Source organism: Pseudomonas sp. ICMP 8385 (genome assembly GCF_002699915.1).
GTDB classification, from domain to species: Bacteria; Pseudomonadota; Gammaproteobacteria; order Pseudomonadales; family Pseudomonadaceae; genus Aquipseudomonas; species Aquipseudomonas gessardii.
In genome coordinates this window covers 134,570-156,148 of sequence record NZ_LKBY01000024.1, presented here as the reverse complement: position 1 = coordinate 156,148, position 21,579 = coordinate 134,570, and the positions used below count along the sequence as shown (strand labels likewise).

At 62.4% G+C, this 21,579-nt stretch carries 19 protein-coding genes; 10 read left to right on the top strand and 9 right to left on the bottom strand.

All coding sequences use genetic code 11. The annotated features are described in order from the left end of the window. Window positions 1-4: 4 nt before the first annotated feature. The 5 genes from AO268_RS05435 to AO268_RS05415 all read right to left on the bottom strand — a co-directional run bounded on the left by AO268_RS05435 (window position 5) and on the right by AO268_RS05415 (window position 5,382). Window positions 5-1,093, bottom strand: coding sequence for a flagellar basal body P-ring protein FlgI (locus tag AO268_RS05435; RefSeq protein ID WP_176561341.1), 1,089 nt, complete (start codon window positions 1,091-1,093; stop codon window positions 5-7). A 27-nt stretch (window positions 1,094-1,120) separates the two neighbouring features. Next, the gene (flgH, locus tag AO268_RS05430) at window positions 1,121-1,816 is read right to left on the bottom strand and encodes a flagellar basal body L-ring protein FlgH (protein WP_032859002.1); all 696 of its coding nucleotides are present in this window, start codon (window positions 1,814-1,816) and stop codon (window positions 1,121-1,123) included. A 52-nt stretch (window positions 1,817-1,868) separates the two neighbouring features. Further along, window positions 1,869-2,654, bottom strand: a complete 786-nt coding sequence (gene flgG / locus AO268_RS05425) for a flagellar basal-body rod protein FlgG (RefSeq protein WP_099168097.1) — start codon at window positions 2,652-2,654, stop codon at window positions 1,869-1,871. A 67-nt stretch (window positions 2,655-2,721) separates the two neighbouring features. After that, window positions 2,722-3,462 carry a flagellar basal body rod protein FlgF gene (locus AO268_RS05420; protein WP_099168105.1) on the bottom strand — a complete coding sequence of 247 codons (741 nt, stop codon included), beginning with the start codon at window positions 3,460-3,462 and terminating at the stop codon, window positions 2,722-2,724. A gap of 357 nt (window positions 3,463-3,819) precedes the next feature. Further along, window positions 3,820-5,382: a sigma-54-dependent transcriptional regulator gene (locus AO268_RS05415; RefSeq protein ID WP_099168096.1), complete on the bottom strand. Its 1,563-nt coding sequence runs from the start codon at window positions 5,380-5,382 to the stop codon at window positions 3,820-3,822. Between the two features lie 277 nt (window positions 5,383-5,659). On the opposite strand from AO268_RS05415, the gene phhA reads away from it, so the two are divergent. From phhA to AO268_RS05400, 3 genes are all read left to right on the top strand, one after another. Beyond that, window positions 5,660-6,451 carry a phenylalanine 4-monooxygenase gene (gene phhA / locus AO268_RS05410; protein ID WP_099168095.1) on the top strand — a complete coding sequence of 264 codons (792 nt, stop codon included), beginning with the start codon at window positions 5,660-5,662 and terminating at the stop codon, window positions 6,449-6,451. Window positions 6,452-6,556: 105 nt separating this feature from the next. After that, window positions 6,557-6,913, top strand: a complete 357-nt coding sequence (locus tag AO268_RS05405) for a 4a-hydroxytetrahydrobiopterin dehydratase (protein WP_099168094.1) — start codon at window positions 6,557-6,559, stop codon at window positions 6,911-6,913. Then, entirely contained in the window at window positions 6,910-8,109 is a 1,200-nt protein-coding gene (locus AO268_RS05400) for an amino acid aminotransferase (protein WP_169901370.1), read from the top strand. The genes AO268_RS05405 and AO268_RS05400 overlap by 4 nt, the downstream gene beginning before the upstream one ends. A 65-nt stretch (window positions 8,110-8,174) precedes the next feature. On the opposite strand, the gene AO268_RS05395 is transcribed toward AO268_RS05400, so the two are convergent. Next, a complete protein-coding gene (locus AO268_RS05395) occupies window positions 8,175-8,984 on the bottom strand; it encodes a UDP-2,3-diacylglucosamine diphosphatase (protein ID WP_099168092.1) in 810 nt (269 codons plus the stop codon). Between the two features lie 133 nt (window positions 8,985-9,117). On the opposite strand from AO268_RS05395, the gene AO268_RS05390 reads away from it, so the two are divergent. The 3 genes from AO268_RS05390 to AO268_RS05380 all read left to right on the top strand — a co-directional run bounded on the left by AO268_RS05390 (window position 9,118) and on the right by AO268_RS05380 (window position 11,261). After that, window positions 9,118-9,876, top strand: a complete 759-nt coding sequence (locus AO268_RS05390) for a helix-turn-helix transcriptional regulator (protein WP_099168091.1) — start codon at window positions 9,118-9,120, stop codon at window positions 9,874-9,876. Between the two features lie 93 nt (window positions 9,877-9,969). Further along, the gene (locus tag AO268_RS05385; protein WP_099168090.1) at window positions 9,970-10,851 is read left to right on the top strand and encodes a DMT family transporter; all 882 of its coding nucleotides are present in this window, start codon (window positions 9,970-9,972) and stop codon (window positions 10,849-10,851) included. A 128-nt stretch (window positions 10,852-10,979) separates the two neighbouring features. Then, window positions 10,980-11,261, top strand: coding sequence for a hypothetical protein (locus tag AO268_RS05380; protein WP_099168089.1), 282 nt, complete (start codon window positions 10,980-10,982; stop codon window positions 11,259-11,261). 38 nt (window positions 11,262-11,299) lie between these two features. Here the strand turns inward: AO268_RS05380 and AO268_RS05375 are convergent, their stop codons facing one another. After that, window positions 11,300-11,587 (bottom strand): SelT/SelW/SelH family protein, encoded by a 288-nt coding sequence (locus tag AO268_RS05375; RefSeq protein ID WP_099168088.1) that lies wholly within the window; start codon window positions 11,585-11,587, stop codon window positions 11,300-11,302. A gap of 83 nt (window positions 11,588-11,670) precedes the next feature. On the opposite strand from AO268_RS05375, the gene AO268_RS05370 reads away from it, so the two are divergent. Then, entirely contained in the window at window positions 11,671-13,860 is a 2,190-nt protein-coding gene (locus AO268_RS05370) for a patatin-like phospholipase family protein (protein ID WP_099168087.1), read from the top strand. Window positions 13,861-14,005: 145 nt separating this feature from the next. Here the strand turns inward: AO268_RS05370 and AO268_RS05365 are convergent, their stop codons facing one another. Together AO268_RS05365 and recQ are read right to left on the bottom strand one after the other, a co-directional pair. Continuing rightward, entirely contained in the window at window positions 14,006-14,440 is a 435-nt protein-coding gene (locus AO268_RS05365) for a MarR family transcriptional regulator (protein WP_099168086.1), read from the bottom strand. A gap of 121 nt (window positions 14,441-14,561) precedes the next feature. After that, window positions 14,562-16,691 (bottom strand): DNA helicase RecQ, encoded by a 2,130-nt coding sequence (recQ, locus tag AO268_RS05360; protein WP_099168085.1) that lies wholly within the window; start codon window positions 16,689-16,691, stop codon window positions 14,562-14,564. A gap of 274 nt (window positions 16,692-16,965) precedes the next feature. Between recQ and AO268_RS05355 the strand changes: the two genes are divergently transcribed. The 3 genes from AO268_RS05355 (at window position 16,966) to AO268_RS05345 (ending at window position 21,537) form a co-directional block, all read left to right on the top strand. Beyond that, window positions 16,966-17,553 (top strand): UPF0149 family protein, encoded by a 588-nt coding sequence (locus tag AO268_RS05355; RefSeq protein WP_076963034.1) that lies wholly within the window; start codon window positions 16,966-16,968, stop codon window positions 17,551-17,553. Between the two features lie 20 nt (window positions 17,554-17,573). Next, window positions 17,574-17,960, top strand: coding sequence for a YbaN family protein (locus AO268_RS05350; protein WP_099168084.1), 387 nt, complete (start codon window positions 17,574-17,576; stop codon window positions 17,958-17,960). A gap of 106 nt (window positions 17,961-18,066) precedes the next feature. Continuing rightward, a complete protein-coding gene (locus AO268_RS05345; RefSeq protein ID WP_099168083.1) occupies window positions 18,067-21,537 on the top strand; it encodes a hybrid sensor histidine kinase/response regulator in 3,471 nt (1,156 codons plus the stop codon). The last annotated feature ends 42 nt before the right edge of the window (window positions 21,538-21,579 follow it).

The window sequence follows — 21,579 nt, the reverse complement described above, 5'->3', positions numbered from 1 at the left end:
GGCCTCAAATCACGATCAGGTCGGCTTGCAAGGCGCCGGCCTGTTTCAGGGCTTCAAGGATCGCCATCAAGTCGCCGGGCGCCGCGCCCACCTGGTTCACCGCACGCACGATTTCATCCAGGGTGGTGCCGGGGCCGAACTTGAACATCGGCTTGGCTTCTTGCTGGGCATTGACCCGCGAACGCGGGACCACGGCAGTCTGGCCACCGGACAACGGCCCGGGCTGGCTGACAATCGGGTCTTCGGTAATGGTCACGGTCAGGCTGCCGTGGGTCACGGCCGCCGGCGACACCTTGACGTTCTGCCCGATCACGATGGTGCCGGTACGCGAGTTGATGATGACTTTGGCCACCGCCTGGCCCGGGTCGACCTCAAGGTTTTCCAGGATCGACAGGTAGTCCACACGCTGGCTGGGGTCCAGCGGCGCGGTCACGCGGATCGAGCCGCCATCGATGGCCTGGGCCACGCCCGGGCCGAGCATGTCGTTGATCTTGTCCACCACGCGCTTGGCGGTGGTGAAGTCCGAACGGTTGAGGTTCAGGGTCAGGCTGTTGCCCTGGTTGAACCCGCTGGGCACGGTGCGCTCCACGGTGGCGCCACCCGGGATCCGCCCGGCCGATGGCACGTTGACGGTGATCTTCGAGCCGTCGCGCCCTTCGGCATCAAACCCGCCCACCACCAGGTTGCCCTGGGCGATGGCGTAGACATTGCCGTCGATACCTTTAAGGGGGGTCATCAGCAAAGTGCCGCCGCGCAGGCTTTTCGAGTTACCGATGGACGAGACGGTGATGTCCACCACCTGCCCCGGCTTGGAGAACGCCGGCAGGTCGGCACTGATCGACACCGCCGCGACGTTTTTCAGCTGTACGTTGCCCGAGCCTGGCGGCACCTTGATCCCGAACTGTGAAAGCATGTTGTTGAAGGTCTGCAGGGTGAATGGGGTCTGGGTGGTCTGGTCGCCCGTGCCGTTGAGGCCCACCACCAGGCCGTAGCCGATCAACTGGTTGGTGCGCACCCCGGAAATACTGGCGATGTCCTTCAGGCGTTCGGCCTGGGCAGCGGCACTCAGGGAGAGCAACAACACCGCCGCCATCAGCTGTTTAAGGTTCAAAGTGATCACCTAGAAAGGGAACAGCGGGCTAAGGAAGAAACGGTCGAACCAACCCGGCTGACTGGCGTCGGCAAACGAACCCGTACCCGAATAGGTAATGCGTGCATCGGCAATCCGTGTGGACGGCACCGTGTTGTCGGTGGCGATATCGTCCGCGCGCACCATGCCGGCAATGCGCACCAGTTCGTCACCGGTGTTGAGGGTCATCCACTTCTCGCCGCGCACGGCAATGATGCCGTTGGGCAGCACATCGGCGACGGTCACGGTGATCGAACCCACCAGGCTGTTGCCCTGCCCGGCCTTGCTGCTGCCGTTGGTGGCGCGGTCGCCGCTGTAGCCCACGTCCAGGCTCAGGTCACCGCTGCCCAGGGGGTTGTTGGTGTTCAAGCCACCGCCAAACAGCGAGGTCAGGCCGATGCCGGTCTTGCTGTTCTTCGCCACCTGGGAGTTGGCATTCTTGCTCGCCGTGGTGCGCTCGTTGAGGGTGATGGTGATGATATCCCCGACCCGGAACGCCTTGCGGTCGCTGTACAGGTTCTGTTCAAAACCGGCCTGGTAGATCGAGCCATTGTTGGCCGCCGCTGGCAGCGGCGTGCGCGGCAACACCGGCGCGTAGTACGGGTCATTGGGTTTTGGCGTCGGCGCGACACAGCCCGCGAGCACGGCAATCCCACTCAATGCCAGAACAGAAACAAAGCGACTCATGACCTTTACCTCACGGTGTTGCAGGCGCCTTATGGGCGCCCCTTAGACTGGATTACAGATTCTGCGTAACGAACGAAAGCATCTGGTCGGCGGTGGAGATCACCTTGGAGTTCATCTCGTAGGCACGCTGGGTGGTGATCATGTTGACCATCTCTTCCACGGTGCTGACGTTGGAGGTTTCCAGGGTGCTTTGCAGGGTGGTGCCGAACCCATTGAGGCCCGGGGTGCCGACTTGCGGCGCGCCGCTGGAGGCGGTTTCCAGGAACAGGTTGTTACCGGTGGCTTGCAGGCCGGCCGGGTTGATAAAGTCGGCGGTCTGCAGGTTGCCGATCACTTGCGAGGCCGGGTTGCCGGCGATGGTGACCGACACGGTGCCATCGGTGCCGACGGTGAAGGTCTGGGCATCGTTGGGCACGACAATCGCCGGCTCCAGGGCAAAACCGTTGGCGGTTACCACCTGGCCATTGGAATCCAGGTGGAAAGTACCGTCACGGGTGTAGGAAGTAGTGCCGTCCGGCTGCAGGATCTGGAAGAAACCACGACCGTTGATGGCCATGTCCAGCGGCTGGTTGGTCTGTTGCAGGTTGCCGGCGGTGAAGTTCTTCTGGGTGCCGACAATGGACACACCGGTCCCCACTTGCAGGCCCGACGGCAGTTCGCTGTCCTGGGTCGACTGGGCACCCGGCTGGCGCTTGATCTGATAGAGCAGGTCCTGGAACTCGGCGCGATCACGTTTGAAGCCCGTGGTCGAAACGTTCGCCAGGTTGTTGGAAATAACGGTCAGGTTGGTGTCCTGGGCGGACAGACCGGTTTTGGCAACCCATAGAGCCGGAAGCATGCTGTTCTCCTTCGTGCGCCTGTTTGTTGGCGCCGCGTTACGAAATTAGTAATCAGTGACGCTGCAATCAGCTCATCTGCATGACACGGGTCATGGCCTGGTCGTCTTCTTTGGCGCTGTTCATCATTTTCACGTGCAATTCAAACTGCTTGGACAGGGCCAGCACCGCCGTCATTTCTTCGACGGCATTGACGTTGCTCGACTGCAAAAAGCCCGAATTCACCTTGACGCTGGCATCGGCCACCGCCGGCTGGCCGTCCTTGGTGTGGATCGCGCCGTCCAGGCCCTTGGTCATGTTGGCCAGGTCCGGCTTGACCAGCTTGATGCGGTCCACTTCCGCCATCACCCGCGGGCCTTCACCCATGGCGCGGATGCTGATGGTGCCGTCTTCGCCGATTTCGACCTTCTGCTCGGGCGGCACCGAAATCGGCCCGCCATTGCCCATGATCGGCATCCCGTTGCCGGCCCGCAGCACGCCCAGCGCATCGATATTCATGCTCGCGGTGCGCACGTAGGCCTCACCGCCATTGGGGGTTTGCACGGCGATCCAGCCATCGCCGCCGACGGCAACGTCCAGGTCCCGGCCGGTCTCGACCATTGAGCCGGGGGAAAAGTCAGTGCCAGGGCGCTCGGTCAGGGCAAACGCCCGCGCCGGAAAGCTGTCACCAAACACCGGCATCGAGCGGGCCTGTTCCAGGTCACGCTGAAAACCGTTGGTGGAAATGTTCGCCAGGTTGTTGGCATGGGCCTTTTGCGCCAGTGCATTCTGGCTGGCGCCGGTCATTGCCACATAAAGGTACTTGTCCACGCTCATTCCTCTTACTGACGGACGTTTGCCGCCCACCGATGTACTGAGGAGTCTTTAGCAATTTGCGCACCAACTTTTTAAAAGTCGGGGAAAGGCAGGTGGGGCAAGGGGTTGGGGCGTATCAAGGATTATTGGAGGGGCAGGACGAGTCGGAAAAACGGCGGAGTTCTGCCGGTTGCGGCAAACACCGGTCTTGGCATTGACACAGGTCCAATGTGTGCTGGCTTGTGTGGGAGCGGGCTTGCCCGCGATAGCGGTGGGTCAGCCAACAAATCTGGCACTGATACACCGCAATCGCGGCGATGCGGCGACCCGACAAGCCCGCTCCCACATTTTTAATCCCGTTGTGTCAGGGGTTTATTTGTCGGCCTTGAGCACTGCGTAATCACGCAACTTATTGGCGATGGTGGTATGGGACACCCCCAAGCGCTTACCCAACAACCGACTGCTGGGGTGTTCGGCATACAAACTCTCCAGCACCGCCTTTTCAAACCGCCCGACAATCTCTTCCAGGCCACCCTCCAGGGAGAAATCGCCAAGCGGTTGGCGCACGCCGTAATCCGGCAGCCGGATATGCTCGGCCTTGACCAGGCCACCGTCACACAGGGAGACCGCCTGGAACAGCACGTTTTCCAACTGGCGCACATTACCCGGCCAATGATAGTGGCTGAGCCGCTCCATGGCCGCCGGCGCCAGCTTGGGCAGCGGGCAGCCAATCAAGCGGCTGGCCTGATCGATAAAGTGCTCGACCAGCGGCGGTAACCCGTCGAGGCATTCGCGCAACGGCGGGATATGCAGCGACAGCACATTGAGCCGGTGGTAGAGATCCTGGCGAAACTCCCCGCGGGCACACAGCTCCGACAAATCCACCTGGGTCGCACAGATCACCCGCACATCCAGGTAGACCTCTTCATCACTGCCTACACGCCGGAAGCAACCGTCCTGCAGAAAGCGCAGCAACTTCACCTGCAACCGCGCGCTCATTTCGCCCACGCCATCGAGAAACAGCGTACCGCCCGCCGTCAGTTCCAACAGCCCCAACTTGCCCTCCGCCCGCGCCCCTTCAAAGGCGCCAGGGCCATAGCCAAACAGCTCGGTCTCGGCCATCGACTCCGGCAGGCCGGCGCAATTGAGCGCCATCAACGGCGACTGCCCACGCGGGCTGGCCAGGTGACAGGCACGCGCCAGCAACTCCTTGCCGGTGCCGGTTTCGCCTTCTATTAGTAGGGGCGCGTCGAGGGGCGCCATGCGTCGGGCCTCACGTACCACGGCGGCCATGACTCTGGAGCTTTGGAAAATACTGTCGAAGCCGCGCAGCTCCTGCTTGCGCACATTGTAGATACGCTCGCCGACGCGGTCGGCGCGGTGCAAGGTCAGCACGGCGCCGGCCATGGCTTCGCTGTCGTCATGTTCAGAGGACTGCAGCGGCGCGATGTCAGCGAGGAACACATCACCCTTGACCTTGACCCGCAGGCCATTGATCCGCGACTTGCTGGCACGCACCAGTTCCGGCAGGTCGAAGTCCTCGGCGTAGCGCGACAAGGGAATGCCCGGCACCTCATCCACGCGCACCCCGAGCAACTGCGCCGCTGCGCGGTTGGCCGCGACAATCGAACCGCCCATGTCGATGGACAACACCGGGAATTCCAATGCCCCCAGCAATGCATTGAGTTCCATATGCCGACGCTCGCTGGGCATCAGCCCTACCCGCTTGACGCCAAACACCCCGGCAATCGCCTCGAACTGCGGGCGCAGGGCCTGGAACTGCATGTTCACCAGGTTCGGGCAGTACAGGTAGATGGCATTGCCATGTTCGCCGCCGACCTCGCCCTTGGCCACGTTGACCCCGTACTCCACCAACAGGTTGAGGATGTCCCGCAGGATGCCGATGCGGTTCTGGCAATGCACTTTGATACGCATGTAAAGGCCCGGTTTGTTGTAGGAGGGCTGATCGGGTTGCGTCTTTTTGTCGCCGGACGCAGATAGTCGTCAAGATTATGTGACAGCTAGCGGCCTTTTCAAACCAGCAAAGCGCAATGCAGGGTGCACCACAGCGAAATCGTAACGAATACTTTACGATAGCTATCGAATTTTCCTACAGCCTTCCCTTAGAGGCGGGTGGAATCCACGGCCAGGCGGAGTATCAATAAGCCCATAGCAGGACATAACAAGAACGAATGCCTAGCAGGAGAGCCGTATGAAGCAGACGCACTACGTGGCCCGCGAGCCCGATGCGCAAGGTTTTATCCACTACCCGCCCGAAGAACACGCGGTGTGGAACACCCTGATCACCCGTCAACTGAAAGTGATCGAGGGTCGCGCCTGCCAGGAATACCTGGACGGCATCGACAAGCTCGGCCTGCCCCATGACCGTATTCCGCAACTCGCCGAAATCAACAAAGTGCTGGCCGAAACCACCGGCTGGCAAGTGGCGCGGGTGCCGGCGCTGATCCCCTTCCAGACCTTCTTTGAATTGCTCGCCAACAAGCAATTTCCGGTGGCGACCTTTATTCGTACCCGCGAAGAGCTGGATTACCTGCAAGAGCCGGATATTTTCCACGAGATTTTCGGCCACTGCCCACTGCTGACCAACCCCTGGTTCGCCGAATTCACCCACACCTATGGCAAGCTCGGCCTGGCGGCCACCAAAGAGCAACGCGTGTACCTGGCGCGCCTGTACTGGATGACCATCGAGTTCGGCCTGGTGGACACGCCCGAAGGCCGGCGCATCTACGGTGGCGGCATTCTGTCGTCGCCCAAGGAGACGGTGTACTGCCTCTCGGATGAGCCCAAGCACCAAGCCTTCGACCCGCTGGAAGCCATGCGCACCCCATATCGCATCGACATCCTGCAGCCGCTGTATTTCGCCCTGCCCAACCTCAAGCGCCTGTTTGAAGTGGCGCAGGAAGACATCATGGGCATGGTCGAGCGCGGCATGCAGTTGGGGCTGCACGCACCGCTGTTCCCCCCCAAGCCCAAGGCGGCTTGAACTGATGCTTTAAAGGCCAGGTGAGTCTGTTCCCTGGCCGCGTGTTGCTTTAGGGTGACGCGACTGGCAACCGAATTCCACATACTCGATTTCAGGAACACCGTTATGACCCCTTTGACCCAAACCCATTGCGAAGCCTGCCGCGCCGATGCCCCACAAGTCAGCGACGAAGAACTGCCGGTGCTGATCAAGCAGATCCCCGACTGGAACATCGAAGTGCGCGACGGCGTGATGCAGTTGGAAAAAGTATTCCTGTTCAAGAACTTCAAATTTGCCCTGGCCTTTACCAACGCCATGGGCGAAATCTCCGAGGCTGAAGGCCATCACCCTGGCCTGCTGACCGAATGGGGCAAAGTCACCGTGACCTGGTGGAGCCACTCGATCAAGGGCCTGCACCGCAACGACTTCATCATGGCCGCGCGCACCGACGCAGTGGCCAAGGATGCCGAGGGCCGCAAGTGATGCATTTTGCCGCGATTGGCCGGGTGCCCGGGGATCCGATCCTGGGGCTGATGGAGTCCTATGCCAAGGATGCCAACCCGCAAAAATTCGACCTGGGCGTGGGCGTGTATAAGGATGCCCAGGGCCTGACCCCGATCCTGCAAGCGGTAAAACGCGCCGAACAGCGCCTGGTCGAGCAGCAAACCACCAAGACCTACATTGGCGGGCATGGCGACCCGGCTTTCGGCCGCCTGGTCACTGAACTGGTGCTGGGCGCCGGGTCTGCACTGCTCAAGGCACAACGCGCTGGCGCCACACAAACCCCGGGTGGCACCGGCGCTCTGCGCCTGAGCGCCGACTTTATCGCCCACAGCCTGCCAGGCCGTGGCGTGTGGTTGAGCAACCCGACGTGGCCGATCCACGAAACCATCTTCGCCAAGGCCGGGCTCAAGGTCAGCCACTACCCCTATGTGGGCAGTGACAACCGCCTGGACGTGCCGGCCATGCTCGCCACCCTGGCTACCGTGCCCGAGGGCGACGTGGTGCTGCTGCACGCCTGCTGCCACAACCCCACCGGTTTCGACCTGTCCCAGGACGACTGGCGCCAGGTGCTGCAAATCGTGCGCGAGCGCCAACTGCTGCCACTGATCGACTTCGCCTACCAGGGTTTTGGCGATGGCCTGGAGCAGGACGCTTGGGCCGTGCGCCTGTTTGCCGATGAGCTGCCTGAGGTGCTGGTCACCAGTTCCTGCTCGAAGAATTTTGGCTTGTACAGCGACCGCGTCGGCGCGCTGATCGTGTGCGCCAACGATGCCGAGAAGCTGTTGGATGTGCGCAGCCAGCTGGCATTTATTGCGCGCAACCTGTGGTCGACACCGCCGGATCATGGCGCGGCGGTGGTCGCGACCATCCTCGGCGACACTGAGCTCAAACAGCTGTGGAGCAGCGAAGTCGAAGGCATGCGCTCGCGCATCGCGCAATTGCGTTCGGGCCTGGTCGAAGCGCTGGTGCCCCACGGTTTGGCCGAGCGTTTTGCCCATGTCGGCGTGCAGCGCGGGATGTTTTCCTATACCGGCCTGAGCGCCGAACAGGTGAAGCAACTGCGGGAAAAGCACAGCGTGTATATGGTCAGTTCCGGGCGGGCCAACGTGGCGGGGATTGATGAGACGCGCCTGGGCTTGCTTGCCGATGCCATTGCGGACGTATGTAAACCCTAAGACAAAACGCTATCCAAATGTGGGAGCGCGCTTGCCCGCTCCCACATTTTTGACCGAGGCAATCTTTAGCCAACAACCATCTCGGCCTTGACCTGCGCCTCCTTGGCCTGGGCATCCGCCAACCGATACAGCTCGATATGCCCATCCCAGTGCTCGATCAATGCCGTGCACGACTCCACCCAATCCCCGCAATTGAGGTAGTCCACCTCGCCCACCTTGCGAATCTCCGCATGGTGAATATGCCCGCACACCACGCCGTGCAACTCGCGCTTGGTCACTTCATGGGCAATGGCTTCCTCGAAATCGCTGATAAAGCTCACCGCCGTCTTCACCTTATGCTTGAGGTACGCCGACAGCGACCAGTAGCCGTAGCCATAGCGCGCCCGCCAGTGGTTCAGCCAGCGGTTGAGGGTCAGAGTGAATTCGTAGGCCCAATCGCCAAGAAACGCCAGCCAGCGGTGGTAACGGGTAATTACGTCGAACTGGTCGCCATGGATCACCAGCAAATGCCGGCCATCGGCGGTCACATGCACCGCTTCGTCCACCAGTTGGATATTGCCCAGGATCAGCTTTGAATAGCGGCGCAGAAATTCGTCGTGGTTGCCGGTGACGTAGATCACCTCGGTGCCGCGCTTGCTCATGGTCAGCAGGCGGCGGATCACATTGGTGTGGGCCTGGGGCCAATACATGCCGCTGCGCAGTTTCCAGCCGTCGATGATATCGCCCACCAGGTACACCTTGTCGGCGTGGTAGCCCTTGAGGAACTGCGACAGATGTTCGGCCTGACAGTCCCGGGTGCCCAGGTGCACGTCGGAGATCCACAGGGTCCGTACCCGTTGCTTGCGGCTGGGTTTGGCGAGCTCGGCGCTGGTCATGGGCATACCTCACGGGTGTTTTCGCCAGCTTGCTCCCGGGCAATTAATAGCCCATGACAGTCTTGCGTCAGTCAGATGACAGCGCCCGCCGCCCGTCGGCGGTGTAAACTGCCGCCCTGCCCGGGAGATTGCGATGGGACCGACCCTCACGCTGCGCCATTACACCCACGACCTGATTGCCCATAGCCATGACCATGCGCAACTGGTGTTCGGCCTGGCCGGCCGCCTGGATTTCGAGGTAGAAGGCATCGGCGGTGAAGTCCGCCCGCAAGGGGTGATGGTCCTGCCCTTCGCCACCCATCACGCCTGCGGCAGCCCCCAGGGCAGCCAGTGCCTGGTGCTGGATGTGCCCGACGAACAGTGGCTGGTGCAGTCGTTGGGCGAACACGCCGATGCCAGTCGCCGCCTGCTGGACCGCCCGGCACGGGTGAGCCTGGATGCCCGCCAGGGCCAATTGGTCAACTGGCTGGCGAGTGGTGCACTGGATGACCCGTTGATCGCCCAGCAAGGCGCGGTGCTGCTACTGGCCACCCTCAATGGCCAGGCGCCTGCGCTAGCCGGCGCGCGACGCCTGCCTTATGGCGCCTTCAACGCCCATATCGACCAGCATGCGGCCTACCCGCTACAGGTCGCAGATCTGGCGCGGCTGGCGGATATGTCTGTCGCCCGCCTGCACGCCCGCTTTATCAGTGAGTGCGGGCAGACGCCCATGGACTACATCCGCACCCGCCGCCTGCACATGGCCCGGGGCTTGTTGCGCGACAGTCACCTGCCGATTGGCGAGATCGCCGCGCGGGTCGGCTATGGCTCGCAAAGCGCGTTTGCCGCTGCGGTGCTGCGCGAGTTCGGCCGCTCGCCCGGGGCCCTGCGCCGGCTCGACAACGGGCGCTAGTCCTGCGATAAAACCGGCGACTCCCGCAACAGACACCCCGGCGCCAGGCGCTCTAGACTGGATGCCTGCCTGTTCACTGTTTTAAGGACTGCCATGACCCCGCGCACTGCCCTCGGCGCCCTGCACATCGGTGCATTGATGTTTGGCCTCACCGGCGTCTTCGGCAAACTCGCCGCCGCCTCGCCGAGCATTATCGTGTTTGGCCGTGCCGCGTTCGCGGTGCTCGCCCTGGTGTTGTTCGCCCGTTTTGCCAGCAACACACCGTGGCAAAAGCTCTACAGCGCCGACCTGCGACGCCTGCTGCTCAGCGGCTTGCTGCTGGCCGGGCACTGGGTGAGTTTCTTTATCGCGGTAAAAGTGGCCGGGGTGGCGATTGCGACGCTGGGTTTTGCCACATTCCCGGCGTTCACCGTGATCCTTGAAGGGCTGATCTTCCGCGAGCGGATCCGCGCCAATGAAATGGTGCTGGTGGTGCTGGTCAGCATCGGCCTGGTGCTGGTCACCCCGGACTTCGACCTGGCCAGCCAAGCCACCAGTGGCCTGGTCTGGGCCGTGGTCTCGGGCCTGCTGTTCTCGCTGCTGTCATTGAACAACCGGGCCAGCGCCAGTATCCCGCCCGTGCAGGCGGCCCTGTGCCAGAACGTCGTAGTAGCGCTGTGCCTGTTGCCCGTCGCCGCTCCCGACCTTGGCGAGGTACGCGCCCTGGACTGGTTGTGGATCGGCCTGCTGGGGGTGTTCTGTACCGGCCTGGCCCACAGTTTGTTCGTCGCCAGCCTCAAGGTGCTCAAGGCGCGCACCGCTGCGGTGGTGTTCGCCATGGAGCCGGTGTACGGCATCAGCGTGGCCTGGCTGCTGTTCAGCGAAACCCCGACCCTGCGCATGCTGCTGGGCGGCGCGCTGATCATTGCCGCCATTGTCGTCTCAGGGTTGATGAGCCGCCCGGCCAAGGCTAAACAGCCGCCGGCCATGGCCTGATCTATACTTTTTGTATCCGCAACAGTCAGCCGTCGTTCAACGGATACAGACTCCTCGACGACAGCCGTGGTCCTTGAAGTTGCTGCATGCGAGTGGTCACTCCCTTAACGCGATGCAGGAGTTTCACCATGGACATGTTCATCACCCTGATCATTCAGATCATCAGTGGCGCGGTCGGCGGCAATATCGCCGGCCTTAGCAAGCAAGGCCTGGGTTCCGGGCTCAACACCATGGTCGGTGGCGTCGGCGGCCTGGTGCTGGGGCAGATCGTTGCAGCAATCAGCGGCCTGCCGGCGGGCGGCGCGCTGGATGTTGCCGCCGTGGGCAGCAATATTGTCGGCGGCGGCGTCGGTGGCCTGGTGCTGACGTTTGTCGTCGGCTGGATCAAGAATAAAATGGCCGCCAAGTAAACCATTCGCCACTGCCGGCCCTGCGCCGGCAGTGTCGTTTATGAGGCTCGGTCGTTGTGCCCCAGGTCCCGCTCGGGGTCGATCTGGTCGCGCACCCGCTGCTTGAGCACCTTGGCCTCCGGGAAACCACCATCGGCCTTGCGCTCCCAGATCTGCACACCGTCGCAGGTAATGCGAAACGCCCCGCCGCTCGCCGGTTCCAGCGCCACCTTGCCGAGGTCGTCGGCAAAGGTGCTCAACAGCTCCTGGGCCAGCCACGCGGCGCGCAGCAACCACTGGCATTGGGTGCAATAGGTGATGACAATTTCGGGCTTGGGTGCGGACATGAAATGACAGACTCCTGTATGACGGGACAGGTGGATCGGATGGCTATAATACCGGCCTTTATCATCCAGCCCCGAGATTGATGATGCGCCGCCTGTTGTCCTGCCTGTTGCTGTGCCTGCTCCCTGTCCTTGTCCAAGCCGTGGAAGCGCCACGCCCGAAAATCGGCCTGGTGCTCTCTGGCGGTGCGGCCCGGGGCCTGGCCCACATCGGTGTGCTCAAGGCCCTGGAAGAGCAAGGCATCCACATCGACGCGATTGCCGGCACCAGCATGGGCGCGGTGATTGGCGGGCTGTACGCATCGGGCTACAAGATCGACGAGCTGGAAAAACTCGCCCTGGGCATCGACTGGCAATTGGCGCTGTCCGATGCCCCGCCCCGGGAAGACGTGCCGTTCCGGCGCAAGCAGGATGACCGGGACTTTTTGATCAAGCAGAAACTGAGCTTTCGTGACGACGGCAGCCTGGGCCTGCCCCTGGGCGTGATCCAGGGCCAGAACCTGGCGCTGCTGCTGGAGAGCATGTTCGCCCACAGTAGCAACACCCGCGACTTCGACAAGCTGCCGATCCCATTTCGCGCCGTGGCCACCGATATCAGCAGTGGCGAAAAAGTGGTGTTTCGCAAGGGCCACCTGCCCCAGGTAATCCGCGCCAGCATGTCGATCCCGGCGGTGTTCGCCCCGGTGGAGCTAGACGGCCGGCTGCTGGTGGATGGCGGCATGACCGATAACATCCCCCTGGATGTGGCGCGGGAAATGGGGGTTGATATTGCCATTGTGGTGGATATCGGCACGCCATTGCGCAACCGCAAGCAACTGGCGACGGTGGTGGATGTGCTCAACCAGTCCATCACCCTGATGACCCGCCGCAACTCCGAGGAGCAGCTCAAGGCCCTGCACCCCGGCGATGTACTGATCCAGCCACCGCTGGCCGCGTATGGCGTGACCGACTTTGGCCGGGCCAAGGACATGATCGACGCCGGCTACCGCGCCACCCGCGCCCTGGACACCCGCCTGGCACGCTTGCGCCCCACCCAATCGGTGGACGCCGAACTGACCGCCGCCCGCACGCCGGGCCAGCGCAACCCGACGATCACGGCGATCAAGGTGGAAAACGACTCGAAAGTCGGCGACGACGTGATCCGCTACTACATCCGCCAACCCATTGGCGAGCCGCTGAACCTGGCGCGCCTGCAATCGGACATGGGCACCCTATACGGCCTGGATTACTTCGAGCAGGTGCAATACCGCGTGGTGAAAAAAGGCCCGGACAACACCCTGGTCATCAGCGCGCGCGGCAAACGCAGCGGCACCGACTACCTGCGCCTGGGGCTCAACCTGTCCGATGACATGCGCGGCGACAGCGCGTTCAACCTCGGCGCCAGCTACCGCATCAACGGCATCAATCGCCTCGGCGCCGAGTGGCTTACCAGGGTGCAGATCGGTGATCGCCAGGAGCTGTACAGCGAGTTCTATCAGCCGATGGATGCCGGCTCGCGCTATTTCGTCGCCCCCTATATCAGTGCGCAGGCGCAGAATGTGGAACTGATCCTGGATAACGACCCGATCTCCGAATACCGCCTTGAACGCTATGGTTTTGGCCTGAACGTCGGCCGGCAGATCGGCAATAGCGGCGAAATCCGCTTTGGCGTCGGCGAGGCCTGGGGCAAGGCCGATGTGCGCATTGGCGACCGCGACTTGCCAAGCGTGAGCTTCAGCGAGGGGTTCTACGAGCTCAAGTACTCATTCGACTCCCTGGATAACGTGTACTTCCCCCACTCCGGCGAAGATATCGGCCTGGCCTACCGCGAATTCGAGCCGGGCCTGGGCTCGGACCAGCGCTACCGGCAATGGGAGCTCAAGCTGGACAAGGCCATGAGCCACGGCCCGGACACCCTGGTACTGGGCGGCCGCTACGGGCGCACCCTGGATGATTCCGACGTGGTGATTTCCAGCTTCCTGCTGGGCGGTGCACGGCAGTTGTCGGGGTTCCGCCAGGATGCGATTTCCGGGCAGAACATCAGCCTGATGCGCGCGGTCTACTACCGCCGCCTGACCCCACGCTCGTACTTGCCACTGGACTTCCCACTGTACCTGGGCGCCTCCCTGGAACGCGGGCGGGCATGGAACAACGACAATGAGTTCGACAGTGGCTATATCAATGCCGCGAGTATTTTCCTCGGGTTTGATACGCCACTGGGGCCGTTGAATTTCAGCTATGGGTTTAATGATGACAATCAGAAGGCGGTGTATCTGAACCTTGGGCAGACGTTCTAACAACAACACTTAGCCGAGGTAGAGCAGGCTTGTGTGGGAGCGGGCTTGCCCGCGATGACGGAGTGTCAGCCAAATATCCAGTCACTGACCCGACGCCATCGCGGGCAAGCCCGCTCCCACCTTTAGATCATGGGTATCGCAGACATCAGGTCTTTTCCAGGTTCGCCAGGATATGCCCATGTACCCGCATGCACACCCGCATATCCTCCTCATCGACCCCTACAAACAACTCCTGACGCAAAGCCGTGGCAATGGTCTCGATCTGCTCGATCAGCGGCCGTGCGGTATCACACAACACAATGCGCTTGGCACGCCGATCTTCCAGCACGGCCTGGCGTTGCACCAGGCCCTGGCTTTCCAGACTGTCGAGCAGGCGCGCCAATGTGGGCCCCTCTACCCCGACACTCTGGGCCAGCTCACGCTGGGTCGGTGCTTCTTCAAAGCGTGCCAGATGCAGCAGCACCAGCCAGCGTGCCTGGGACAACCCCAGCCCCGCCAGACGGCGATCCAGCTCGGCGCGCCAGCCACGGGACATTTGCGCCAACTGCATGCCAAAACGGTGTTGATCGGTTAACGGCATAAAAAACTCATGGGTTAGACTGAAAATAAAGTGTGGCTAATTATTAGTCAGCTAAGCATGACCCATGACAGTAGGCAAGGCTTGCAATGTACTGATTCGTTACATTGTCGTAATTGACGCATCAAATCTCGAATTCCGACTGCAAAGCGGCCCGTACACAGTACAAAACGCCCTCGGGCACCCGCCCGGTAAACAGCGGCGCTATATCGGAAACAGGTGGCAATTCACCTTCGCCGTCGAGAAACGCATCCTGGATTTCACCCAGCAAGTCTTCCGGCAGGTCGAGGGCCTGTTCCAGGGACAATTGCTGTTTGCCAATGGACTCGGCCAGCAAGGTGTAGACGTTCTTTTCCGAGCACTGCAACTGCCCGGCGATCTGGATCGGGGTCATGCCGGCGCGGGCCAGGCTGATCAGTTCGTGGCGGATATCGGCGATTTCCTTGGGCGCTTCGGCCTGGCCGCCAAGGACTTCCAGGAAGGCCTGGCCATAACGCTCCAGCTTGCGTGCGCCGACGCCGCTGACCCTGGCCATTTCGGCCAGGGTGGTCGGTTGTTCGCGCAGCATCTCCAGCAAGGTGGAGTCGGGGAAAATGACGTAGGGCGGCACGCTGTGCTCTTGCGCCAGCTTGCGGCGCAAGGCACGCAGGGCTTCCCATTGTTCGCGTTCTTCGCCACGCACCAGTTGGCTGGCCTGGCTGGTGCTGCTGGATTTGGCAGTGGTCTGCGGCTTGAGGTCGCGGCGCAGCTCCAGGCTGACCTCGCCCTTGAGCAGGGGCCGGCAACTGTCGTTCAGGCGCAGGCCGCCATAGCCTTCCAGGTCGATATCCACCAGGCCACGGGCGACCATCTGGCGGAACAGCGAACGCCACTCACCTTCAGCCCGCGCCTTGCCCACGCCGTACACCGACAGGTGCTGATGGCCAAAGCTGCGGATTTTTTCGTTGTCCTTGCCCAGCAGCACATCCACCAGATGGCCGACGCCATAACGCTGGCCGGTGCGGAAGATCGCCGACAGGCCCTGACGTGCTGGCTCAGTGGCATCCCAGGTCTGCACACCATCTACACAGTTGTCGCAATGCCCGCAGGGCTGGGGCATGTCTTCGTCGAAATAGGCGAGCAAGGTCTGGCGGCGGCAGCGGGTTTCTTCACACAGCGACAGCATGGCATCGAGCTTGTGCTGCTCCAGGCGCTTGTGACGCTCATCGCCCTCGGAGTTCTGCAGCATCTGCTTGAGCATCACCACATCCTGCAGGCCATAGACCATCCAGGCATCCGCCGGCAGGCCATCGCGGCCGGCACGTCCGGTTTCCTGGTAGTACGCCTCCAGGGACTTGGGCAGGTCCATATGGGCCACGAAGCGCACGTTGGACTTGTCGATGCCCATGCCAAACGCAATGGTCGCCACCATGATCAGGCCTTCCTCGTTGAGGAAGCGCTTCTGGTGATAAGCCCGCAACTCGTTGGGCAGGCCGGCGTGGTAAGGCAGTGCGGGGTAACCCTGCTCGCACAGGAACGCCGCCACTTCATCGACCTTCTTGCGTGACAGGCAGTAGACAATCCCGGCATCGCTGCGCCGCTCGGAGAGGAATGCGAGCAACTGCTTGCGCGGCTGTTCCTTGGGCACGATGCGATAAAAGATATTGGGGCGGTCGAAACTGGAAAGAAAACGCTCGGCGTTCTGCAGGTGCAGGCGCTCGACGATTTCTTCGCGGGTGCGCTTGTCGGCCGTGGCCGTCAGGGCAATGCGCGGCACATTGGGGAACAGCTCGGCCAGTTGCCCCAATTGCAGGTATTCACGCCGGAAATCGTGGCCCCACTGGGAGACGCAGTGGGCCTCGTCGATGGCAAACAGGGAGATATCCAGGCTTTGCAGGAACGCCAGCATCCGCGGCTGGACCAAACGCTCGGGCGCCAGGTAGAGCATCTTCACTTCGCCACGGCGGATCCGCGCCGCCAGGTCGCGTTGCTGTTCGGCGCTCAGGGTGGAGTTCAAGGCGGCGGCGGCAACGCCCAACTCTTCCAGGGTAGCCACTTGATCGTCCATCAGCGCGATCAGCGGCGAGACCACCACCGCCAGCCCTTCACGCAGCAGTGCCGGCACCTGGAAGCACAATGACTTGCCGCCGCCTGTAGGCATCAGGACCAGCGCATCACCGCCGCTGGCCACGCGCTCAATGATCGCACCCTGGCGGCCACGAAAGCTGTCGTAGCCGAAGATGTCCTTGAGGACGCGTTGAGCCTGTTCAAGCATGAAAAACTCCAAATTCCACCGAAATCCCTCTGTACAGGCTGGCTGAAAAAGCGCGCCTGCCCGGAAAATAATCCGTAAGCGAACTTTTCCCGCAACCGCCTCCGGCCTGTAGGGGCATCACAAAACGCGGCAGTATACCCGAGCACTCCTCGGCAAAGGGTGCCACTGACGAATAGCGGCCCATCTGAAAACCTTGCAAATATGCCGTGCGGCTGGCCTGTGCGCTCAAGAAGGCCTAGAATTCAGCATCGTTTATTCCCAAGGTAGTCTTTCAATGTCCTTCGCTGAGCAACTAAACCGCCTGCAAGCCTTCCTCGATGCCGATGAGCTGCATGACGAGGCGCTGGACTACGTGGCCGCCCACGGCTACCTGACCGCCCTGTCGATCTGCTCTGAACCGGTGCCTGATCGCGAATGGATCGACGCCCTGTTCGCCGAAGAGCCGCACTACAAGGACGAGGCCCAGCGCACCGAAATCGAAGAAACCCTGCTCCAGCTCAAGGCCCACATCTCCCGCCAACTGGCGTCCGATGAAGAGTTCGAGCTGCCTTGCGAGCTCGACCTGGGCGAAGAGCCGGATGACTCCGACCTGCGCGGCTGGTGCATTGGCTTTATGGAAGGGGTGTTCCTGCGTGAAGCGGCCTGGTTTGAAACCGCCGAGGAAGAAGTCAGCGAAATGCTGCTGCCGATCATGGTCGGTTCCGGCCTGTTCGACGACCAGCCTGAGTTCGCCGATATCGCCAGCGACGCCAACCTGATGGACGACATGATCGTACAGATCCCGGAAGCCCTGACCGCCCTGTACCTGCTGTGCAACGCCCCCGACGAAAAACCGGCGATCCTCAAGCCTCGCCATCACTAAGTCCCCCGCCCGTGGCGCCCATGGGCAACCGCTCCCCGATTGTGCGCTACGTTCTATTGGCCATTGGCTGGTTGAGCGTGGTGCTCGGGGTGATCGGGATTTTCCTGCCAGTCTTGCCGACCACCCCTTTCCTGCTCTTGGCTGCCGGCTGCTTTGCCCGTAGCTCACCGCGTTTCTACCACTGGCTGGTGAATCACCCGCGCCTTGGCCCGTGGATCCGTGATTACCTGGATGGCAACGGTATCCCATTAAAAGGCAAGGTGTACGCCATCGGCCTGATGTGGTTGAGCATCGGCCTGTCCTGCTACCTGGTGCCACTGCCCTGGGCACGTGGCTTCATGTTGACCAGTGCGGTGCTGGTGACGATCTACCTCCTGCGCCAGAAAACCCTGCCTCCGCGCTCGTAGGAACCGCCCCTACACGACCTTCGTCGACACTGACTAACCCCGGCCAGCATGCGAGACTGTCGTCCCGGGCCTGGAATGCCTGGGTGTTCTTATGCCTGGAGTACTCATGACGTTGTCCAGCGGGCTGATCGCCGCCGTTGCCCTGGCCTATATGGCCATTATGTTTGCCATCGCCTTCTACGGTGACCGTCGCCACGCGCCGCTGCCGCCACGGGTGCGTGCCTGGGTGTATAGCCTGTCGCTGGCGGTGTATTGCACCAGTTGGACCTTCTTCGGCGCTGTAGGCCAGGCTGCCGAACAGTTGTGGGCATTTTTACCGATCTACCTGGGACCGGTCCTGCTTCTAGTACTGGCGCCCTGGGTCCTGCAAAAAATGGTGCTGATCAGCAAGCAGGAAAACATCACCTCCATCGCCGACTTTATCGCTGCACGCTATGGCAAGTCCCAGTCCCTGGCCGTGGTGGTGGCGCTGATCTGCCTGGTGGGCGTGCTGCCTTATATTGCCCTGCAACTCAAAGGCATCGTGCTGGGGGTCAACCTGCTGATTGGCGCCGGCGCCGATGCCACCGGCACCCGGGCCCAGGACACCGCCTTGATCGTGTCCCTGGTGCTGGCGCTGTTCACCATCGTGTTCGGCACGCGCAACCTCGACGCCACGGAGCACCACCGTGGCATGGTGCTGGCGATTGCCTTCGAGTCCCTGGTCAAGCTGTTCGCCTTTCTTGCCGTGGGTGCGTTTGTGACCTACGGCCTGTACGACGGTTTCAACGATCTGTTCAGCCAGGCAATGCTTGCGCCGAGGCTGGAGGAATACTGGAAAGAGACCGTCAACTGGCCCTCGATGGTGGTGCAGACCGGCGTGGCGATGATGGCGATCATCTGCCTGCCCCGTCAGTTCCACGTCACCGTGGTCGAGAACATCGAGCCTCAGGACCTGCGCTTGGCCAAGTGGGTGTTCCCGGCGTACCTGGTGCTGGCGGCGCTGTTTGTGGTGCCGATTGCCCTGGGCGGCAAGATGCTGCTGCCCAGCTCGGTACTGCCGGACTCCTACGTGATCAGCCTGCCCCTGGCCGAAGCCCATCCGGCCCTGGCGTTGCTGGCGTTTATCGGCGGCGCTTCGGCGGCGACCGGCATGGTCATCGTCGCGAGCGTGGCGTTGTCGACCATGGTTTCCAACGATATGTTGCTGCCGTGGCTGCTGCGCCGCACCAACGCCGAGCGCCCGTTTGAAGTCTTCCGCCACTGGATGCTCTCGGTACGCCGGGTGAGCATCGTGATTATTCTGCTGCTGGCCTATGTCAGTTATCGCCTGCTCGGCTCCACCGCCAGCCTGGCAACCATCGGCCAGATCGCCTTTGCCGCGGTGACCCAACTGGCACCGGCGATGCTCGGCGCGCTGTACTGGAAGCAGGCCAACCGGCGCGGCGTGTTTGCCGGCCTGGCGGCGGGCACCTTCCTGTGGTTCTACACCCTGGTGTTGCCGATTGCCGCCCACAGCCTGGGCTGGTCGCTGAATATCTTCCCCGGCCTGGCCTGGCTGCATGGCAACCCGCTGGGGCTGCCGATCACCCCGCTGACCCAGGGTGTGGTGCTGTCTTTGGCCGGTAACTTCACCCTGTTTGCCTGGGTCTCGGTGCTGTCGCGTACACGGGTGTCGGAGCATTGGCAGGCCGGGCGGTTTATCGGCCAGGAAACCAGCCAGCGCGCCAGCGCCCGCTCCATGCTGTCGGTGCAGATCAATGACCTGTTGAGCCTGGCAGCGCGCTTTGTCGGCGAAGAACGCGCGCAACAGAGCTTCATCCGCTTCGCCTACCGCCAGGGCAAGGGCTTTAACCCCAACCAGAATGCCGACAACGACTGGATCGCCCACACCGAGCGGCTGCTGGCTGGCGTGCTGGGGGCATCCTCGACGCGGGCGGTGGTGAAAGCGGCGATTGAAGGCCGGGAAATGCAACTGGAGGACGTCGTCCGTATCGCTGACGAAGCCTCCGAAGTGCTGCAATTCAACCGCGCGCTGTTGCAGGGCGCGATCGAGAACATCACCCAGGGCATCAGCGTGGTGGACCAGTCCCTCAAGCTGGTGGCCTGGAACCGCCGCTACCTGGAGCTGTTCAACTACCCTGACGGCCTGATCAGCGTCGGCCGGCCGATTGCCGACATTATTCGCTACAACGCCGAGCGAGGGCTGTGTGGCCCAGGCGAGGCCGAAGTCCATGTGGCGCGGCGCCTGCACTGGATGCGCCAGGGCCGGGCGCATACGTCGGAGCGGCTGTTCCCCAACGGTCGGGTGATCGAGCTGATCGGCAACCCGATGCCCGGTGGCGGGTTTGTCATGAGTTTCACCGACATCACCGCGTTCCGCGAGGCCGAACAGGCCCTGACCGAGGCCAATGAGGGCCTGGAACAGCGAGTCACCGAGCGGACCCATGAACTGTCGCAACTGAACGTGGCCCTGACCGATGCCAAAGGCGTGGCCGAATCGGCCAACCAGTCGAAAACCCGCTTCCTCGCCGCGGTCAGCCATGACCTGATGCAGCCGCTGAACGCGGCGCGACTGTTCTCCGCCGCCCTCTCCCACCAGAGCGAAGGCTTGTCCGGCGAGGCCCGGCAACTGGTGCAGCACCTGGACAGTTCGCTGCGCTCGGCCGAAGACCTGATCAGCGACTTGCTGGATATCTCCCGCCTGGAAAACGGCAAGATCAACCCCCAGCGCCAGCCGTTCGCCTTAAATGAACTGTTCGATGCCCTGGGCGCGGAGTTCAAGGTGCTGGCCCAGGAACAAGGCTTGCGTTTCCGCCTGCGCGGCAGCCGCTTGCGCGTCGACAGTGATATCAAGCTGCTGCGGCGCATCCTGCAGAACTTCCTGACCAACGCCTTCCGCTATGCCCACGGCCCGGTACTGCTGGGTGTGCGACGGCGGCGTGGCGAACTGCGCCTGGAGGTGTGGGACCGTGGCCCGGGCATACCGCTGGATAAACAGAAAGTCATCTTTGAAGAATTCAAGCGCCTGGACAGCCACCAGACCCGTGCCGAGAAGGGCCTGGGGCTGGGCCTGGCCATCGCCGACGGCCTGTGCCGGGTGCTCGGGCACCGCTTGCGGGTGCGTTCGTGGCCGGGCCAGGGCAGCGTCTTCAGTGTCAGCGTGCCGCTGGCCAAGGCGCAAACCAGCGTGCAGGTGCCGGCCACCCCAGAAAAAGGCCTGCCACTGAGCGGTGCCCAGGTGCTGTGTGTGGACAACGAAGACAGCATCCTGATTGGCATGCGCAGCCTGTTGAGCCGTTGGGGCTGCCAGGTCTGGACCGCCCGCGACCAGGCGCAATGCGCGGCGTTGCTGGCCGAGGGCATGCGCCCGCAACTGGCCCTGGTGGATTACCACCTGGACCATGGCGAGACAGGCACCGAGTTGATGGGCTGGCTGCGCGCGCAACTGGCGGAGCCGATTCCCGGGGTGGTAATCAGCGCCGATGGCCGGCCGGAAATGGTGGCCCAGGTGCATGCGGCGGGGTTGGATTACCTGGCCAAGCCGGTCAAGCCGGCGGCATTGCGGGCACTGTTGAACCGGCATCTGCCTTTGTAATGTGTGGGAGCTGGCGTTCAGTTAAGCGAACGCAATGCTCAA

What these genes read in the sequence shown, in the direction of transcription:
- AO268_RS05390 (WP_099168091.1), top strand. Translation starts at nt 9,118, where the DNA reads ATGGGACCGACCCTCACGCTGCGCCATTACACCCACGACCTGATTGCC.
- AO268_RS05355 (WP_076963034.1), top strand. Translation starts at nt 16,966, where the DNA reads ATGTCCTTCGCTGAGCAACTAAACCGCCTGCAAGCCTTCCTCGATGCC.
- flgG (WP_099168097.1), bottom strand. Translation starts at nt 2,654, where the DNA reads ATGCTTCCGGCTCTATGGGTTGCCAAAACCGGTCTGTCCGCCCAGGAC.
- AO268_RS05375 (WP_099168088.1), bottom strand. Translation starts at nt 11,587, where the DNA reads ATGTCCGCACCCAAGCCCGAAATTGTCATCACCTATTGCACCCAATGC.
- flgH (WP_032859002.1), bottom strand. Translation starts at nt 1,816, where the DNA reads ATGAGTCGCTTTGTTTCTGTTCTGGCATTGAGTGGGATTGCCGTGCTC.
- AO268_RS05380 (WP_099168089.1), top strand. Translation starts at nt 10,980, where the DNA reads ATGGACATGTTCATCACCCTGATCATTCAGATCATCAGTGGCGCGGTC.
- recQ (WP_099168085.1), bottom strand. Translation starts at nt 16,691, where the DNA reads ATGCTTGAACAGGCTCAACGCGTCCTCAAGGACATCTTCGGCTACGAC.
- AO268_RS05435 (WP_176561341.1), bottom strand. Translation starts at nt 1,093, where the DNA reads ATGGCGGCGGTGTTGTTGCTCTCCCTGAGTGCCGCTGCCCAGGCCGAA.
- AO268_RS05370 (WP_099168087.1), top strand. Translation starts at nt 11,671, where the DNA reads ATGCGCCGCCTGTTGTCCTGCCTGTTGCTGTGCCTGCTCCCTGTCCTT.
- AO268_RS05385 (WP_099168090.1), top strand. Translation starts at nt 9,970, where the DNA reads ATGACCCCGCGCACTGCCCTCGGCGCCCTGCACATCGGTGCATTGATG.
- AO268_RS05395 (WP_099168092.1), bottom strand. Translation starts at nt 8,984, where the DNA reads ATGACCAGCGCCGAGCTCGCCAAACCCAGCCGCAAGCAACGGGTACGG.
- AO268_RS05365 (WP_099168086.1), bottom strand. Translation starts at nt 14,440, where the DNA reads ATGCCGTTAACCGATCAACACCGTTTTGGCATGCAGTTGGCGCAAATG.
- phhA (WP_099168095.1), top strand. Translation starts at nt 5,660, where the DNA reads ATGAAGCAGACGCACTACGTGGCCCGCGAGCCCGATGCGCAAGGTTTT.
- AO268_RS05405 (WP_099168094.1), top strand. Translation starts at nt 6,557, where the DNA reads ATGACCCCTTTGACCCAAACCCATTGCGAAGCCTGCCGCGCCGATGCC.
- AO268_RS05415 (WP_099168096.1), bottom strand. Translation starts at nt 5,382, where the DNA reads ATGCGTATCAAAGTGCATTGCCAGAACCGCATCGGCATCCTGCGGGAC.
- AO268_RS05350 (WP_099168084.1), top strand. Translation starts at nt 17,574, where the DNA reads ATGGGCAACCGCTCCCCGATTGTGCGCTACGTTCTATTGGCCATTGGC.
- AO268_RS05345 (WP_099168083.1), top strand. Translation starts at nt 18,067, where the DNA reads ATGACGTTGTCCAGCGGGCTGATCGCCGCCGTTGCCCTGGCCTATATG.